The organism is Rhodococcus sp. IEGM 1307, from assembly GCF_030056915.1.
In the GTDB taxonomy this organism is placed as follows: Bacteria; Actinomycetota; Actinomycetes; order Mycobacteriales; family Mycobacteriaceae; genus Rhodococcus_F; species Rhodococcus_F opacus_D.
The window spans coordinates 141793-158906 of sequence record NZ_JASHKW010000010.1 but is presented as its reverse complement, the minus strand read 5'-3'; the positions used below and the strand labels follow the sequence as shown (position 1 = coordinate 158906).

Here is a 17114-nt window from a genome sequence, read left to right as displayed (position 1 = left end):
CCGCCGCGGCGTCCTCAGCGATCACCAACCCACCAGCCGGATACCGACCGATTCCCGCAACACGCTGATCACCCGTACTCCTCGCAGCCCGAGCAACACCGTCCCAGCGTTCTGTGTGGCCCGTCGTGGCGCGACGCTATTTCGACTACCTAATCATTTGAGTGAACGAGAGCAGGACCTTGTGTATCAATCCTCAGAACCTCCGGAACTGTACGCCTGACACTCGCTGGAACGACGTCACTGGACTCCAAATGTCCAAACGAGATTCCTACAGCAATTCGCTCAAAATCAGATATCCCCAGACCTTGGCTCAACATCCGTTCCTCAGCAACGGTATTGCCAAACTGAAGAAGGCACGCACCGACACCCTTCCAATGAAGCGCATACACGAGGGTCATGGCAAACAACCCAGCATTGAAATAGCCCTGGTTTCGTTCGCCATAGAACTCAAGACTGCGCGAGTCATACGTGACAACCCCAATCCTGCAGCTGTCGAAATCCACGCCACCCGTGCCATGCAGAGTGTCGTACAGCAGGCGCTTACGGCCAGGGTCATCGATCACATGAAGTCGCATCATTTGCCGATTGCACGCCGAGGGCGATAGCAACGCGAGCGAGACGGCCATGTCCACCACATCGTCACTGACGGGCTCCGCGGAGTAGCGTCTGGTCGAATGACGAGTAGCGACGAACTCCGCAAACGGGAGACCGACCCACTCTTGAGGATCTCGCCCGGAAATAGACCGGATACCCGCCGCAAAACCTTCGCCGCCGTAGCCGTCGCCGCGAGCATCTCTAAGGAACCACTCGACCAACTCGTACGAAGTCTCATCTCGATCATCCCGATCAGCGTGAAAACCCAACCAAGCGTGAAGCACCGACACGCCCATCCCGTAGGCGGTAGAGTCTCGGGTTTCCGCGCTGGACACTTCCAACATGCGGACAAGCGAAGTCGCCTTGCTCGCACCAAACGAGCGAGGCGACCGATGCGCCATCCCCTTCTCTAGCGAATGCACTCGCAGCATGATTCGATACTGTTCATGGCTAGACGCGGAGCCACCATCCAAGAGGTGGCTAGACATGAACCTAGCGTCCAAAAAGTACTCACGATGTATCTTTACTCGCTTCACAACCCGGCGAAGTGGGTCCACCGCTTTCAGTTTCTCTTTAACGCCCATGGCTCAATACTCTCCTTGCAGCTCGGAACAGATTTGGATCACAAACAAACAGGTAGGAAGCCAGAGCTATCCCAACCGCGGACTTAGCGACAAGCAACCACCAGAATCCAAGCCCCCACCACGCAGCATGATCGCCGATCATGACCAACACCACGACGGTTACCCCGCCGGCTTGCAGTCGCATAACACTTCCCCAGGGTATCGGAGGACGATCAACGCGCGCAGACAGCCTCACCGCCATTGCACTCATGACTAACCGCTGCATTAGCTGCGCAAGAGCTACTCCCGTGAGCCCCAGGGAGAATGCGCCCGCAACAGCGAGAGGAATTGAGAAAACACTCGCGGTGCCTGATATAACCATTACTAAGTTCGTTCCCCTCTCGTTGTACAGAAGGGCTGATAACGATGGATAATATACCGACTTCACCATCATGCTTAACGCAAGTATAGGAACAATATTTGCCGCCTCATGAAAGCTTTCCGGTGTCATTACGACTAACAACTCGGAAGCAAAAAGGGCCACAGCCGATGACACCACGACAGACGCCCCGACGAACGCCGCAATGACATCCCGGACATTGTCTTGCCAACCGACCGTCTGTTGCTCTACTTGCGTGAAATACCAGGGAAGAAAAGCTCGATGCAACGCGGTCTGCACCGCATCGATAAAATTCACCGCGTACATCGCAATGTTAAAAAGTCCGGCGGCAGCGACACTCACGAGGTTGGAGATGATGACGCGACTTGCAAGCGAGGTTGCTTGCAGCGTAAGGGTGTGTGGAAGCATTGGAAGTGAATACGAAAGAATACGACGAACGTCGTCCGCGCAGAATCTGATCCACAACATTCCAAGTCTGCTCGCACGCAACGTCCCGAGCAAAGCAAAGAAGGCGTTCACTGCAACAAGAGAAACCGCCACACCAAGTAAGCCGAGATCGAGCGGACCCAACAGAGCAACGGTGAGCAGGGCGTTTGAGAGAAATAAGGCCAGCGAGAACGTTCCGTAGGCGCGGGCCATGGATCGCGCCTGCAACAACGAAAGGTAGATTGCTGTCAGTGGCTGGAAGAGGATCGACACCAGCGCAATGAGCACGACCGGATAGAAATCGAAATCCGGAAACGCGATTGGCGAATACAGCGGCCCAGTGGCAGCCAGCAGTGCAGTCACACCCATAGATGCTGCGACCACGACAAAATATGCCGCGGTATAGTATCTGCCCTGACTGTCCCCTAGTTTCCAGTCCCTGGTATCAGTCACATCGTCCGATATTTCCGGGTGACAGTACCGCGCAACTGCGAACTCTAACCCCAGAGTCGCTACCGCTCCACCAAGCAGCAGTAAGGTGATTATGAGATTGAAGTACCCGTACTCCTCAGGTGTCAAAAGGCGTGTGTAGACAGGCAGAAGAATGAGTGACGACAGCTTCTGAAGAATAGAGGCAGCCACGTATATTACGGAATGCCTTGTAACTGCACTGGAATCAACGGACACCGGCGAGTCCCTCGCTAATTGCGTCGTGCACGCGTGCCAGTACTGCAAGACCGTGTTCGCGCTCGCGCTGAATTGCTCCGTCCGCCACCCAAACAGGCGGTTCTGTCAGCATATTATCCACCAGGTCATGCACGGCAGAATTGCCTGCAACCCGTCCGTTGGAAGACAGATTGACATAGCGGCCATTCAGGCCCAGCTTCATCAACATGTTGCAAATCTTGCTCTCATACTTCGAATACACCGGCTCACTGTCAAAGCTAACGAAGGGCGCCCTGCTCAAGACGCTCATGCAAGTCCCATGAAAGAAATCAGTGACCACACAATCGTATGCCCCGAATGCCCGAACGAAGGAGGCAGGATCCAAGGACAAGAATCGGGTCCCCGGGTAGCGTATGAACACAGAGTCAATATCCGCGGAATTATGGAAACGGGATACCAGACCTTCGCCCACGGCCCGGTCTCGAACCATCATCAAAATGCGCTTGCGCCCTGAATCAGCGGACGGTTGATGCAACCCAACAAACTCGGGCAAGCCGTGGATTATCGTGGGGTCCACAATTTGCTCGATCGAGCTAGCCCCTTCGAGGAGGCTCTCCACAAAAGCGAACGTGTTCGAGTCCCGAACCGAAATAAATCGATACGACTGTAGCGAACGCCGAAGTATATCCAAGCTCTCGCTCGATAACTTCGAAATATCGAGCCGGTTGGCGGATGTCGCAAAACTAACGCGAATCCGCCCAAGGGTCTCGGGCGCATAATAGATACTCTTATCTCCGACAAAAGCGAGATTCCAAATCTCATCCGATCCGGTAACAAAGCCGTCGAACCGGGAGTTCAGATATTCCAGCGCAGACCGCCTGTTGCTGATATTCACCCAATTCTTGCCATCTGAAGTATCTGTGTACGGAGCAATAAATTTCCGCATATCCGCAAAGTTGCGGTATCGAGTTAGTCCTGTGCTGGCGTTTCGCGGATTCGCAAGGGAAATAAGGCGGCGACGCCTGACGGACTGAACATCCGTGGGGACAAGAGAGAAGTGCTTCCGTCGGGGGTCTCGATTCAATAGTTGGTAGGTCGCGTATGCCTGCAGGACCGTCCCGTAGTTCTCCGACTGAGTTAGGGTAAGGATCCCCACCTTCGATGCGCCGCTGTTCACTTGGTTTCCCTCTGCGTGCTTTGGATGCGAACTTCCTGCTCGGGCAATGCGATGCACCTTCCGCTAAATTCGTCTCGTGACGATTGAAACCGCTCCAACAACGCAATCGCTATGAAGAGCACGATCCAAAAGCTCATGTGAGTTATCAAGCGGGATGTGATCAAAACAAAGAAGGCATACATCATGAGTATGAAAGCCGGGCGGCTAGTGCGAGAAGCGTACGTGAGAGCGGCTACGTAAACTACGACTCCTATGAGCCCAACCTCCATGTACACACGCAACGTGTCATTGTGTAGCAGACCGTTCCATGTGGTCCCCCCGACTCGAAATGCTGTATCACTCAAGCAGATATTGAGAGAACCGAATGCATGCGACGACTCCGCGCAGTTCGTGGCCAGTTGATAGATGGACAAGCGCCCGCTCGTGAATTCGTCGAGATCGACACCGAAGGTGTTCTCAAAGAACTCGGAAGAAGTCTGTGAATACGCAGCCATTACGGCGAACGGACTTACTGCGCCGACAACGAATAGCGCCAAAACCGACGTACTTTTGGGTGGAGGTGAGTATCGAATTTGCCGACGAAATATGATCAGCAATGGCGATAGAAGGAAAGAGGCACGCTTGAGGGCCAACATGGTGAAGGCCAACGCCAGTCCGGCACGGATCGCCTTCTGCCGAACGACGAAGTACAAGCCAACTACCAGGAGGTCGTGGGCAAACGACGATTCGAAGGGAGATTGCGAGTCAACCCAACTGATTGACTGTATTGCTTCAATAGAGAATTTGTCCGAGATTAGAAAAAAGAATACGTAACGCGCCAGTAGGACCGTCATGTAGACGTCGGCGAGACGTAGTGTAACTGTATTCGCGATGCACAGTGCGGACAATACTGGTATCACAATATAGATGATCGCCCCGAAGCTGGTGTAACTGAAGTCGCCGGCGGCATTGATTTCCTGCACGATCGAGATGAAGACCAATACTGCCGCTGCGCCAAACAATGCACACGCTGATTTACCGAATGCCAATGGAGCCCTAGGTTGGGCTACTAGAACAAGCCAAGCAACGCGTGCGGCCGCAAATATGATGAATGCCGCCATGGATGTGTAGTACAAGGTTCCGGGCAGCAGGTCCGACATGTACAGGGAATACGAAAACGCAAATCCCGTAAACAGGAATAGTTGGATAATGTCGATTGGTAGGATTCGATTGGCGTCCTCGCGCGAGGGGGCATCGGCTCCGCTCACCGTGTCTGGCATGACGCATCATCCTCGCCGAGCAACGCCCGAAGGTAACGCCACGAGTCGTCCGCATGAGAGCGGAGTAAGTTTGTGACTGCTACAGCGTCATAGTCCGGATTCTCGACCGGCGCTTGATCGGGGGCCGAAGCTAGATGATCCAGACCGACCGATGTAAGAAGGTCCGTATTACGTGTGGAGTTCTCCTGCGGCAGAAGTGCGTAGAGCGGCTTCCCAAATACCAGCGAGAACGCCGTGCCGTGGAATGAATCGGTAACAACGATGTCAGCGTCACGAAACAGACTCACAAATCGCCGTGGCTCGACTAGATAGTCTGACGCCCGGTGAGCCAGGTACATTTTCGCATCCGGCGTAATGCGGCGAATCGGCAGTTTGTGGCGGTCTGAGATGACTTTCAGTCTGCGATTGAAATCCGGTGTGTTGTGAAGCTGATAGACCAGGATGTACCTGCCCGCCGTAGCTGGTTGTGCGTCTGCGAAGCTGTTCCAGAACGCGTTGTCATGGAGTAGCACAGGATCGACGTCGACACGTGACGGGATTCCGATCGAAGCCAGAGCAGTCTGGGCCGAGGACTCTCGCACCGAGACTTCCCTGAATTCTCGCAACCAGGAATGGACTCTTCCCTTGTCTTCCAGGGAGGGCGATCCTGATCCGAAGCTGGCGGCATAGCTGAACTTATTCTCGTTCCGCTGGTTTGCGAGGAAGTACACCGGGTCTAGGTCTCCGTGGATGGAGTTCCAGATCTGATCGCTCCCCGTTAGCGCGATGTCCAGCCCATCGATGATCTCCGCGACGCCCAGATCATCTGCACACATTCGGGTGAGAGGGAGGTGCCGATGCTGGAACTTTCGAAATCTAGTACTCATGTTCGCCATGTTTGGCGTCTGTATAGCGAGATACGCGGCCCGTTTGGTCACCGAGGTTCGCATTCTCGACTCTCGAAGACGGGATGTCGCCAGCCTGAATGGCCGATCGGTAAGAGGGAAGTAATCTATAATGCTTGCTCTCGCACCCGCCGAGGTCAGGGCGTTTACAAGCGCGTGGCCCTGCAGCAGCGACCCATAGTTCGGATAGACGTGGCGAGTTAGGATCCCGACTGTCTTCACTGCCCCTCCTTAGACTTGCACTTGCTACCATTATCTATTGCTTGAATTTCTTTTGAAGAAAATCGGCAGGCCTTGCCTGATGTCGACGGCCTCACGGGCGGGTTCGCCCAATTGCATCGCGATAGGCGGAGTTCAACTGTTCAGTAACAACGGGCGCAGAAAATTTGCGTCGAGTCCAGTCGACAAGCGCATCTGGGTTGAAATTCGTCGCCGTTGCGATGTCGAGCATTGCGTCAGCAATGGAGGCGATGATGTCACGTTCAGGTAGCCCAGAGGTATCGATCAGGCGGATGCCTGGAGCACCGTCGAATTCGCTCCACTCACCGACCTTTGTGTAAACCGTCGGCGTGCCTTGCGCGTGAGACTCGATTAGAACCATCGGGAGGACTTCGGCGCGACTGGGGAGCACTACAGCTGTGGCCGTCGACATTTCGCCGAGAAGTTCATCGCGGCTCAGGTTTCCTAAATATTCGACGTTGCGTTGTGATGTCACCTTGTATCCGTTGGCTACCGGGCCGGCGACGCGCAACTTCGCATCCGGATACTGATCGAGAATCGTATCCCACGCTTTCGCGAGGCGATCATGGCCCTTCCGATGCCCTACCTCGCCTGCGAATAGAAACACAGGTCCCGAGTCGTGTTGCTGGGCTTGGATTCCGGCCGAGCGGAAAGTCATTTCATCCACAGGATTTGCCACTACACGTACCGACGTTTTGGGCGAAATGCCTGCGACGATTTGCGCCTGTTTCTCACCAAGGCACAGGATAATGGTGGCTGCACCGAAGACCCACCGTGTGAGTTGTGGATACCTCTCGACATGCTGAGCCAGATTCGCGCCATGAAGAGTCGCTACCGCTGGTCGGCGCAGCGCTCGAGCGACTAGTAGTAGCCCCCCCTCACGGAGGAAGCTGCCGTACTCACTGAGGTGAACATGGGCAATACTCCAGTGCCGGGTCGTGGCACACATTATCACCGCTGTCCGCCACGCTCGTGGAAACGACGCTAGGTACCCTTCTGGCGTCCAAGATGGGTAGGTGCGTTGTTGAAATTCCTTAGGATTGAATTTCAGAGTTTCCTCTATGACCGAAGCGATCCCGCCAGAACTGCCCGGTGCAGGACCAATTTGGAGTACAGCTGGCAGTAGAGGCTTGGAGACGCGCTTGCGGGTCGAGCGTCGCTTTCTCAGTTGGCCAAAACGTCCCATGTCAGTCCCTCTAGGTATCATTTCGAACTTGATGCGCGACACACTCGACAATCCGAGATGCGGCACGCATGGTGGGACGGCCGTCGAGAACTACGGGCACAGTCGTTGTGTGCAACCTGAAACGTGTTACGCGCTCGAGATTCCCGCTCGCGGCGCTGGAAGTTGCGACGATTTGTGGCTTTGCCATGATCATCGGCTCGGTGTTGTACGAACTTGTGATGTAGTTCATGCGGCGCGCCGGCTGTTCTCTGCGAGAGTAGGTACCAAAGCGCGCGCATCCCGCACGTATCTGGGAAAGAGCCGGCGGGGCTCGGTCATGATTCGGTGAATCCACTCCAGTTTGGCGCGCTGCATCCACTTTGGCGACCGGCGGTATCTTCCGGAGCTAAAATTAATCGCCATCCCAAGGCACAAGATGTGGCCCGAACCATTCTGTGTAAGCAACTCATGTGCGAAGAGCTCCTGCTTTGGAGCCCCCAAGCCGAGTACTACGATTCCACCTTCGCCCTTCTTTGCGACTCGAGTAACCAGATCTCGTCGCCGATCCACGTTCTCGACCTCGGGCTTCGGCGCGGGCTCAACCATGACGTCCCACTGGTTTCGTTGCGCCCGCTCTGCGAGGGAGGACAGCACGTCGGGATCCGCACCCCCCACAAGTACCAGCCGCCTCCCCCCACCGTGGACTTCGAGTATGCGCTCCAGAAGGTCAGATCCGGTGACCCGACCGACTTTGGATTTTGACACGCGAGACAGCATCCAAGCGACCGGCCACCCGTCGGGAATGATGAGCTTCGCCGCCTTGTAGACCTCGAGCAGTGACGTGTCCTGCCGAAGCAGATGGATGTGGTGAAGATTCGGCGTAATGACCACGTGCCATGAGTCTGGGGCGTTCCCGACAATCTCATTGGTGATCTCGTCGAGTGTGCGCACGTCGAAAGGCACTTGGGCACCTCGAATGCGCAGGCGGACTGATTCGGGTGCATACTGCAGCATCCTCGTCCTTTCGGGGATTCTATTCAGGGCAGAATAGCGCATATCCAAACTTTTAAAATCTGGGCGCGCTTCGTTCTCGTTGTTTAGGCTGGTATGAATTTTCGATTCAGGAAATGCGCGCGCCATAGCGAGCACGACCTTTTCCGGACGGACACGTTGCGTAAAATAGCCATGGCGAATCGCAACTTTGGTACTCACATTCAAACTTCCTCAAGTGCGGGAATATACCGGCGACGTGTGCTCATGATCGATTGCTCGGGACGCCGATATCCTGTCGCGCACGGGCTGTTTCCATGAGTGAGGATGCACCGATCAGTCTCAAACCAAGGCAACACTCGCGATTCCCGCGACTTTCGATCGGTGACAGAGGCCCAATTTTGAGAAGCCCTGAGGCTTGCGGGTACGAGTATCGTCACACTAGTACGCTCCGTCACCGGCAATCACCGTCCTGATCGTTTTCCCGATGATCAGCACGTCGCCCATCATCGACCAGTTTTCTACATACGAGAGATCAAGCCGCACAGTCTCGTCCCAGGACAGATCCGAGCGTCCGCTTACCTGCCATAGGCCTGTAATCCCAGGCTTGACCAACAGCCGGCGCCGAACGGTCCCGTCGTAGGCCTCCACCTCCCGGCGCAGCGGCGGCCGCGGGCCAACCACACTCATCTCTCGGCGCAAGACATTCACAAACTGTGGCAACTCATCGAGGCTGTACTTGCGGAGGAACTTCCCCACCTTGGTAACTCGAGGATCGTCGCGCATTTTGAACAGCACGCCGGCGCCCTCGTTCGATTTCATCAACGACGCCACCTGCTTGTCCGCGTCGACGATCATGCTGCGGAACTTGAGCATCGGGAACGGCCTCCCGTCCAAGCCCATTCGCTCCGATTTGTAGAACACTGGGCCCGTGCTCGTCAGCTTGATCGCAAGAGCAGCCGTCATCATCACAGGGCTGATGAGAATGAGCGCAAGGGCCGCGAACACGTAGTCGAAGGAGAGTTTCGAGAACTTCTGAGCGCCGTGGTACTGCGGCTTCTCCACGTGGATCAGGGGCAGACCCGCGACCGGCCGCATCGAAAGGCGCGGACCGGACACGTCCATCATGCCTGGCGCGACCACCAGATCCACATGGTGTGGCTCGAGGTCCCACGCAAGGGAACGCATACCCTCGTGCCCGAGGTGCTCTGTAGCAGTCACTGCAACGGTGTCAGCGTGGCAAAAACCCAACGCACGAACCACGTCACCCTCGTCACCAAACACGGGGATATCGCGCTCTCCGACAACGATCGTGTCGTTGTGTGCGCCAGTGTGCCCTGGTATGCACATGCCCACCACCTTGTAACCGTCGGCCGTGCCGCGCTCGAACGATTCGGCCAAACTCCGCACCGAGCGCTCGCCACCTACCACGAGTACCGACGTCTGGAACTCGCCGCGGGAACGTTTCCGGGCGATCACCCGACGCCACGCCCAACGGCTGAAAATTAGACCGGCCAGCCCGACCGGAAAGGCAATCGCGAGATAGAGGCGAGCGAGGTCGAGGCGGAGCAGAAGCGACACGATCGCGATGAGGCCAAACAGTCTGACGGTGGAGACGAAGATTCGCCGGTATTCGTCCGGTCCGCTCCCGATCACCCGGACCGTGCGGGTCCGGAAGATGACGAGCGTGGCGAGCCATGACACCGCGAGTAGCGCAGACACCAGCGCATAGCTGAGTGTTTGAGGGAAGGCCGAGGTGTGCAGGACGCCGCTGTCGCCGAACCGAACCCACTGCGCGAGGGCTACAGCGGCAATCACGACCACAGTATCCGAGACCCACAACCGCCGGATGTACGAGGCCTGCCAGGCACGCCTGCCGCTGAGTCGGCCGTCGAGCCCTGATGCGGGCGTGCTGCCCCCATCCGGGGTTGCCGAGTCGAGCGAAACACCGAACGACGTCACCATCTGAGCCTTCCAACTAGGACCAAAGAGTCGGCGAGCGTCACTGTCTCGCGACCTGCGTGGCGGTAGAGGAAGTCCGCCCCCCGGAGTTTTGCTGCCAGCTAATAATCGCACCAGTGGCCGCCTCGTTACACTCGAGACGGCCCGGAGTGATGCGACTCACATCGTCGATTTTTCTTCAGAGAGAGGGACTTTCGACCCTGGTCAACCAGAGGATCTGTGTTTAGAGTGACGCGCTCGGAGATCAGGCCACAGGCAGAACTCAGCCCCAACTGCTGGCACGGTTTCCGATCTTCGAGTATTTTGCGCACTCCGTACTGGACAGTAACAACGCGGTAACGTTGCTCTGACCATGGGCAGGTGCGCCGAAACGCCAAGACGAACGAACGGAACATCGCGCTAGCCCTTGACCCTCTGCTCCAGCCACGTGCGCAGGTCCACCCCATATTCCGGACGACTGAGCGCCAGGTCAACCGACGCGCGAAGGAACCCACCGGGATTGCCGAGGTCGTGCCGAGGACCCCGATGAACCACGACGTGTACGGGATGCCCCTCCGCGATCAGCAGTGCGATCGCATCCGTCAGTTGCATCTCGCCGCCCGCTCCCGGCCGAATTCGTCGGAGCGCATCGAAGATCGCCCGGTCCAAGAGGTAACGGCCCGCAGCCGCGAGAGTCGACGGTGCGTCCTGGAGGCTCGGCTTCTCCACCATGCCTTTCACCCGCAGTACGTTCGGATTCACGGCATCGGGGACCGTCTCGACGTCGAAGACTCCATATGCGCTCACCTCATCCTTGGGGACGTCGATGGCACACAGCACCGTTCCGCCACGCTTGGCTCGCACGCGCGACATGACATCGAGCACGCCGTTCGGCAGAACCAAGTCATCCGGCAGCAGAACCGCGATCGCATCGTCGTCGTCGCCCAACACCGGTTCAGCGCAACCGACCGCATGGCCGAGCCCCAGCGGTTGATGCTGGACTACCGACTCCACAGCGAGGAGGCCCGGTGCCCTGCGCACCTTATCCAGCAGACTGTGTTTACCCCTGGCCGCAAGGTTGTTTTCCAACACCAGGTCTTCGACGAAGTGCGCCACCACACCTTCCTTGCCAGGCGCTGTCACGATGATCAGCCGCTCCGCTCCCGATGCGGCTGCCTCGCCGGCCACCAACTCGATCCCGGGCGTATCCACCACAGGAAGTAGCTCTTTGGGGACCGTCTTGGTCGCCGGCAGAAATCGCGTACCCATTCCCGCGGCAGGCACCACAGCCGTCCGAAAAGCAGTCGAATCCAATTCCCCCATGGTTATGCCTTTCTCGAAGAACTTGACTGTGCTGCGGTGTCACGACTTGCGCGTGTGAACCGACCGTCACACTGGTCAGTCGTCCAGGTCTACCGAATACACGTGAGCGCAGATCTCTTGGCGGTGAGGAGAGTCCGCATCATCCGGAGCCGATAGTGGCGACGAAGACCGGGCGTGCTGTTGTGCAGGCACGATGGTCACCGCCGGGTTCGATGCCGGCAACCACGCCGACTGCCCCGCACTCAGTTCGAGCGAGGCGCCCGGAGACGAGAGTACGGTCGATCCCGCCGTGCAGAGAAGGATCCGTGGGTCCCCGGCGGCAAGATTCACTGTGGATGCCGAGGCACCACTCCGGCTTGTGTCTAGTTGCAGCCGGGTGAGCTCGAATTCTCTCTCCGGCATCTCGTACACACGTGTGTTGTCCCGGCCATCACAGCCCGCACGCACCACCGGCATGGACCCCGGCCGAAAATCAAGGACTTTCAGCAGCTCGGGCACATCAACGTGCTTGGGTGTCAAACCGCCACGAAGCACATTGTCCGAGCTGGCCATGATCTCGACGGCCACGCCTCGCAGGTATGCGTGCAGATTTCCTGCCGCGAGAAACATGCCCTCCCCCCGCTCGAGCGTGATCCGATTGAGCAGCAGCGAGATCAGCACACCGGGGTCATTCGGATACCTGCTCCCCAGCTCGAGCGCGGTCTGCGCCTCAGCCGCGAACTCACCCACCGCTCCGTTGGGCTCTCCCGACATATAACGCCGGCAGGCCTCGACCACAGCACCGATCAGCGTCGCCGAGTGTTCGTCACCCGTGATCCACTGCGTGAACAGGGCGCGCACGCCAGAGGAGTCGGCCTGAGCTGCCAATTGCTCCGCACACCGGTCCAACTCCGCAACACCCAGCGCTCGCAGCAACGCGACGGTTCGCCGCACGTCGCGGAAACCCGCGAGCGCCTCGAATCTCGTCAGCGCAACCACAAGTTCCGGTTTGTGGTTGTCGTCCTTGTAGTTGCGGGCAGGCGAGTCCAGCGGGACACCGTTTGCGTCTTCCCGTTCGAATCCTTCACATGCCTGCATGGAGTTCGGGTGCGCTTGCAACGACAACGGTTCCTCCGCGGCGAGCACCTTGAGTAGAAACGGAAGGCGACCTCGGAACCGCTCCGCGTTGGCCGCCCCCAGTTGCCCGAGCGGATCGGCCGAAATCACGTCGAGGAGTGAGACGCCGGAGACCGCGTCGTCCACGCGAGCCGGGTCTGCTGGATGTGCACCCAGCCAGAGTTCGGCTTCGGGCCGATCGGACGGCGAGGGTCGTCCCGTGAGCTCCGCCAGCACAGTGTGGGAGCCCCAGCGGTACGACCGGATTGCTCCGTGGAGGCGATTCATCGATCAGACACCCGTCGAGAATCTAGCTGTGACGCGCTGGAACGTTGATGTGCACTGAAACGCACAGTGTTCGACGGCAAGGTCCGTCGCCAGTTTCTCGATGTCCTAGTACGCACCGTCACCGACCGCCACAGCACGAACCGTTTTGCCGATGATGAGGACATCTCCCATCATCGACCAGTTCTCCACATACGAGAGATCGAGCCGCACGGTCTCTTCCCACGACAGGTCCGATCTCCCACTCACCTGCCACAGGCCGGTGATGCCGGGCTTCACCAGCAGCCGGCGACGGACGGTGCCGTCGTAGGCCTCGACCTCCCGGCGCAGAGGCGGGCGCGGGCCTACCACGCTCATCTCCCTGCGCAGAACGTTGAGGAACTGCGGAAGCTCGTCGAGGCTGTACTTGCGCAGAACGCCGCCCACGCGTGTGACCCGCGGATCCTCACGGATCTTGAAGAGGACGCCGGCACCCTCGTTCGCCGTCATCAGCGCCGCGACCTGTTTATCAGCGTCCACCACCATGCTGCGGAACTTGAGCATGGGGAATGGACGCCCATCCAGGCCCATCCGCTCCGATTTGTAGAACACCGGGCCCTTGCTGGTCAGCTTGATCGTGAGCGCGGCCAGAATCATCACCGGGCTCGTCAAGACGAGCGCCGATGCCGCGAAGATCATGTCGAACGCGAGCTTCGAAAACTTCTGCGCGCCGTGATATTGCGGCTTCTCCACATGAATCAGCGGCAATCCCGCCACCGGCCGCATCGACAGACGCGGACCGGACACATCCATCATTCCCGGTGAAACCACCAGTTCGACGTCGTGCGGCTCTAGGTCCCAGGCGAGCGCGCGCATCCCTTCGTGCCCGAGATGCTCGGTAGCCGTGACGGCCACGGTGTCGGCGTGACAGAACTCGAGCGAATCGATCACATCGAGCTCGCTACCGAGCACGGGAATGTCGCGGCCGGCGACGGTGATCTTGTCGCCATGGTCGCCGGAGTGTCCCGGAATGCAGACGCCCACCACGCGATACCCGTCGGCCGTACGTCGGGCGAAGGATTCCGCGAGATTACGGACGGCACGTTCGTTGCCCACGACCAGGACCGACGTCTGAAACTCTCCGCGCGACCGCTTACGAGCAATCACCTGACGCCACGCCCAGCGGCTCGCCATCAGAGCCACCAGACCGACGGGAAACGCGATGGCGAGGTAGAGCCGAGCCAGATCGAGGCGGAACAACAGCGCCAGCATCGCGATGAAGCCGAACAGCCGCACGTTGGACACGAAGATCCGTCGATACTCGTCGGGCCCACTCCCGATCACCCGCGCCGTGCGAGTCCGGAAGATCGTCAGGGTGGTCAGCCACGCCACGATCAGCAGAGCGGAGACGAGCGTGTAGCTCAGGTCGTGTCCCATACCGCTCGCGGTCAGGATGCCGCTGTCACCGAACCGCACCCACTGCGCGAGCGCGACCGCGGCGATCACGATCAGCGTGTCCGAGATCAGCAGCCGTCGGATGTACGCGGCCTGCCACTCGCGGCGACTGTGCGACCCACCCTCTTCCTCCGCGAACGCCGCTGCGTTCTCCGGAGCCCGAGACGAGTCGGGTGAAACATCGAATGCCGTCACCATTCGCCTTCCGAGCTCGAGCCATCCTGACTGGCGAGCTCGTGTGTTCTCACGACATGGCGAAGACGACGATCGCCCAATGTTTGCTGCCGCGTCGATATTCGCACGCGGACCCCCAAGTTGAGACATCAAGTGATCAGTTTCACAGTACCCGTTCAACAGGGCGGTACAGCCCTTCTATCGCAGGTCAGCAGGTGTGTATATCGAACGAATGACATTGCCACGCGGACCATCTGATACCGGAGGTCACACGAAATGCTGGCGATCGCGCCAGCGAGCAGGTACGGTGCCGGCCGCAATTTGCTCGCGGTCCGGGTCCCGATAACTACCTGCCCGCATTCTGAACGATCGGCCCGGAAATCTCAGAATTTTCGCAGCTACGAATGTCGAGGACGGCAGCCTGGCTGACCCTTCGAGTGCGGCATACTGGTGTCGTGTGGTGGTGGACAATCGGGATCGTCATTGCGTGGGTGGTGTTGTCGATACCACTCGCAATACTGATCGGGAGAGCAGCCCGGCAAAAAGATCGGCGCGAAAAGTTGCCCCGCCGGCGCAAGAGCCGGACTGGCGGGCCGCCCGACCAGACCGCCGCATAACCCCCGTCACACAAACAAGCGCCAGCTACCCCGTCCGGTCGTTGCGTGAGCGGGTCTTTATCGTGGCGTGAAGGCGAATGTGACGCAATCTCTCATCACAAGGTTCCGCCAGCGGTTGCGGCGGGGTCATTCCCAACATGATCTTGGTCTCGCTACTTGCTGCGGGCGATCTCCCTTCCTTGCTCCAAACGTTGGAGGGAATTTCGTCGGGCGGTAGGAACCCCGCTAGCTCGTTGCCCCAAAACGGGTGGTTGCGTCCAGCAGAGTGGTGTACGAACCGGATCCCAACCTGACCGGCGTGTCGTAGCCCTATGAAGGCGGCCATCGCGTGACTCTTCGAGAGACCGACCAAAGTCACTCGATGAAGGACCACGCGATGGCCACTGCCCACGATATCGACCTGCACCAGTTCCTGAGCGATCAGCTCGCCGACGCCAGCCCCGATCTGCTACGGAGCCTGCTGTCCACGTTCATCGACGCGCTCATGGGCGCCGAGGCCGACACCCTGTGCGGCACCGGCTTCGGCGAACGCTCCGAGGACCGCACCAACAGCCGAAACTGCTACCGACACCGCGACTTCGATCCCCGCGGCGGCACTCTCGACATCGCGATCCCGAAGCTGCGTCAAGGTTCGTATTTCCCAGACTGGTTACTGCACCGCCGCAAGCGCGCCGAACGTGCCCTGACCTCGGTGGTGGCCACCTGCTACCTGCTCGGCGTCTCCACCCGCCGGATGGAGAAACTCGTCGATTCCCTCGGAATCACCTCACTGTCGAAATCCCAGGTCAGCGTCATGGCCAAGGACCTCGACGGCCAGGTCGAGGCGTTCAGCAGCCGACCTTTGGATGCCGGACCGTACACGTTTGTCGCCGCCGACACCCTCGTGTTGAAGGTCCGGGAGAACGGGCGGGTGGTGAACGTGCACGCCCTGGTCGCGGTCGGAGTGAACGCCGAGGATTACCGGGAAATCCTGGGAATCGAGGTGACCTCCGCCGAGGACGGGGCCGGTTGGCTGGCGTTCTTCCGGTCGCTGGTCGCCCGCGGCCTGTCCGGAGTGCGGTTGGTGACCTCCGACGCCCACGCCGGCCTCGTGTCGGCGATCGGCGCCTCCCTGCCCGGGGCCGCTTGGCAAAGGTGCCGGACGCATTATTCGACCAATCTCATGTCCCAGACGCCGAAGAATTCGTGGCCCTGGGTGCGTGCGCTCCTGCACTCCGTCTACGACCAGCCAGACTCCGATTCTGTTCATGCTCAATACGATCGGGTGATCGATGCGCTGTCGGAGAAGCTATTCCCGATCAGCTCTACGACATGGCCGCGCTACTCCCGGACGCAATTGCGGAGGGCCACCTCATCAGCGTCACACGGCTTGAAGTGCGGTTGAGCGCACCCCTCGGCAACCCTAGGACACGACGCAGCCAACCAGGAACTCCACAATCGGCGTGGCCTACTTTTGAGGCAGGAATGCCCGCCGTCCCGGTGCGGAACGCGAGGCATAGTGAGCAATTCTGGGCGGGTCGTGCGATGTCATTCAGGCGGTCTACTACGCGCCAGTAACCTGATCCTCGCCATAGGATGTCTCGAACTTGTCCGGCACCTCTCAGCCCATACGCGCACCCCTTCGGGGACTGCGGACCCAGCCGCAGGAACGAGCTCACTATGAACCTAATCCGCGAAGCAGCACCTTGGATTGCAGCTATGGCCATCATCGGCTTTGGCGTTCTCGTCGGGATCTATGCAAGTAGCGGCTAACTATGCAGGGACGAGCGGTCCTCTTGCTGAGCAACACTGGGCGGGGTCATTCGGGTGCTCGACTTGCGCAGACCGGGCGGTACGGAAGAATGCAGCCGGTTCAGCACATTCACTTAACAGGGCGGACGC

11 protein-coding genes and 1 pseudogene are annotated in these 17114 nt (G+C 58.8%); 1 reads left to right on the top strand and 11 read right to left on the bottom strand.

Annotated features, from left to right (window positions below; translation table 11 throughout):
• Positions 1-149 precede the first annotated feature (149 nt).
• From QM841_RS21210 to QM841_RS21160, 11 genes are all read right to left on the bottom strand, one after another.
• Positions 150-1178 carry a nitroreductase family protein gene (locus QM841_RS21210; RefSeq protein ID WP_283333465.1) on the bottom strand — a complete coding sequence of 343 codons (1029 nt, stop codon included), beginning with the start codon at positions 1176-1178 and terminating at the stop codon, positions 150-152.
• A complete protein-coding gene (locus tag QM841_RS21205; protein WP_283333464.1) occupies positions 1168-2670 on the bottom strand; it encodes a lipopolysaccharide biosynthesis protein in 1503 nt (500 codons plus the stop codon). Before QM841_RS21205 ends, QM841_RS21210 begins: the two co-directional genes overlap by 11 nt.
• On the bottom strand, positions 2660-3805 hold the full coding sequence (locus QM841_RS21200; protein WP_283333520.1) for a polysaccharide pyruvyl transferase family protein: 1146 nt from the start codon (positions 3803-3805) through the stop codon (positions 2660-2662). Before QM841_RS21200 ends, QM841_RS21205 begins: the two co-directional genes overlap by 11 nt.
• A 17-nt stretch (positions 3806-3822) precedes the next feature.
• The gene (locus QM841_RS21195) at positions 3823-5085 is read right to left on the bottom strand and encodes a hypothetical protein (protein WP_283333463.1); all 1263 of its coding nucleotides are present in this window, start codon (positions 5083-5085) and stop codon (positions 3823-3825) included.
• Positions 5070-6191: a polysaccharide pyruvyl transferase family protein gene (locus QM841_RS21190; RefSeq protein WP_283333462.1), complete on the bottom strand. Its 1122-nt coding sequence runs from the start codon at positions 6189-6191 to the stop codon at positions 5070-5072. Before QM841_RS21190 ends, QM841_RS21195 begins: the two co-directional genes overlap by 16 nt.
• A 91-nt stretch (positions 6192-6282) precedes the next feature.
• Complete coding sequence (locus QM841_RS21185) at positions 6283-6888, bottom strand: glycosyltransferase family 4 protein (RefSeq protein ID WP_283333461.1); 606 nt, start codon at positions 6886-6888, stop codon at positions 6283-6285.
• A 732-nt stretch (positions 6889-7620) separates the two neighbouring features.
• Positions 7621-8586 carry a WecB/TagA/CpsF family glycosyltransferase gene (locus QM841_RS21180; protein WP_283333460.1) on the bottom strand — a complete coding sequence of 322 codons (966 nt, stop codon included), beginning with the start codon at positions 8584-8586 and terminating at the stop codon, positions 7621-7623.
• 219 nt (positions 8587-8805) lie between these two features.
• Complete coding sequence (locus QM841_RS21175; protein WP_283333459.1) at positions 8806-10329, bottom strand: sugar transferase; 1524 nt, start codon at positions 10327-10329, stop codon at positions 8806-8808.
• Between the two features lie 396 nt (positions 10330-10725).
• Positions 10726-11628 (bottom strand): UTP--glucose-1-phosphate uridylyltransferase, encoded by a 903-nt coding sequence (locus QM841_RS21170; RefSeq protein WP_283333458.1) that lies wholly within the window; start codon positions 11626-11628, stop codon positions 10726-10728.
• 75 nt (positions 11629-11703) lie between these two features.
• A complete protein-coding gene (gene manA / locus QM841_RS21165; RefSeq protein ID WP_283333457.1) occupies positions 11704-13011 on the bottom strand; it encodes a mannose-6-phosphate isomerase, class I in 1308 nt (435 codons plus the stop codon).
• Positions 13012-13116: 105 nt separating this feature from the next.
• Positions 13117-14640 carry a sugar transferase gene (locus tag QM841_RS21160; protein ID WP_283333456.1) on the bottom strand — a complete coding sequence of 508 codons (1524 nt, stop codon included), beginning with the start codon at positions 14638-14640 and terminating at the stop codon, positions 13117-13119.
• Between the two features lie 969 nt (positions 14641-15609).
• Here QM841_RS21160 and QM841_RS21155 point away from each other — a divergent pair.
• Positions 15610-16524 (top strand): annotated as a pseudogene (locus QM841_RS21155) (IS256 family transposase); the annotation flags it as partial.
• Positions 16525-17114: the final 590 nt, after the last annotated feature.

Coding starts and splice junctions, on each gene's coding strand:
- QM841_RS21210 (WP_283333465.1), bottom strand. CDS start 1,178: ATGGGCGTTAAAGAGAAACTGAAAGCGGTGGACCCACTTCGCCGGGTT.
- QM841_RS21195 (WP_283333463.1), bottom strand. CDS start 5,085: ATGCCAGACACGGTGAGCGGAGCCGATGCCCCCTCGCGCGAGGACGCC.
- QM841_RS21175 (WP_283333459.1), bottom strand. CDS start 10,329: ATGGTGACGTCGTTCGGTGTTTCGCTCGACTCGGCAACCCCGGATGGG.
- QM841_RS21170 (WP_283333458.1), bottom strand. CDS start 11,628: ATGGGGGAATTGGATTCGACTGCTTTTCGGACGGCTGTGGTGCCTGCC.
- manA (WP_283333457.1), bottom strand. CDS start 13,011: ATGAATCGCCTCCACGGAGCAATCCGGTCGTACCGCTGGGGCTCCCAC.
- QM841_RS21160 (WP_283333456.1), bottom strand. CDS start 14,640: ATGGTGACGGCATTCGATGTTTCACCCGACTCGTCTCGGGCTCCGGAG.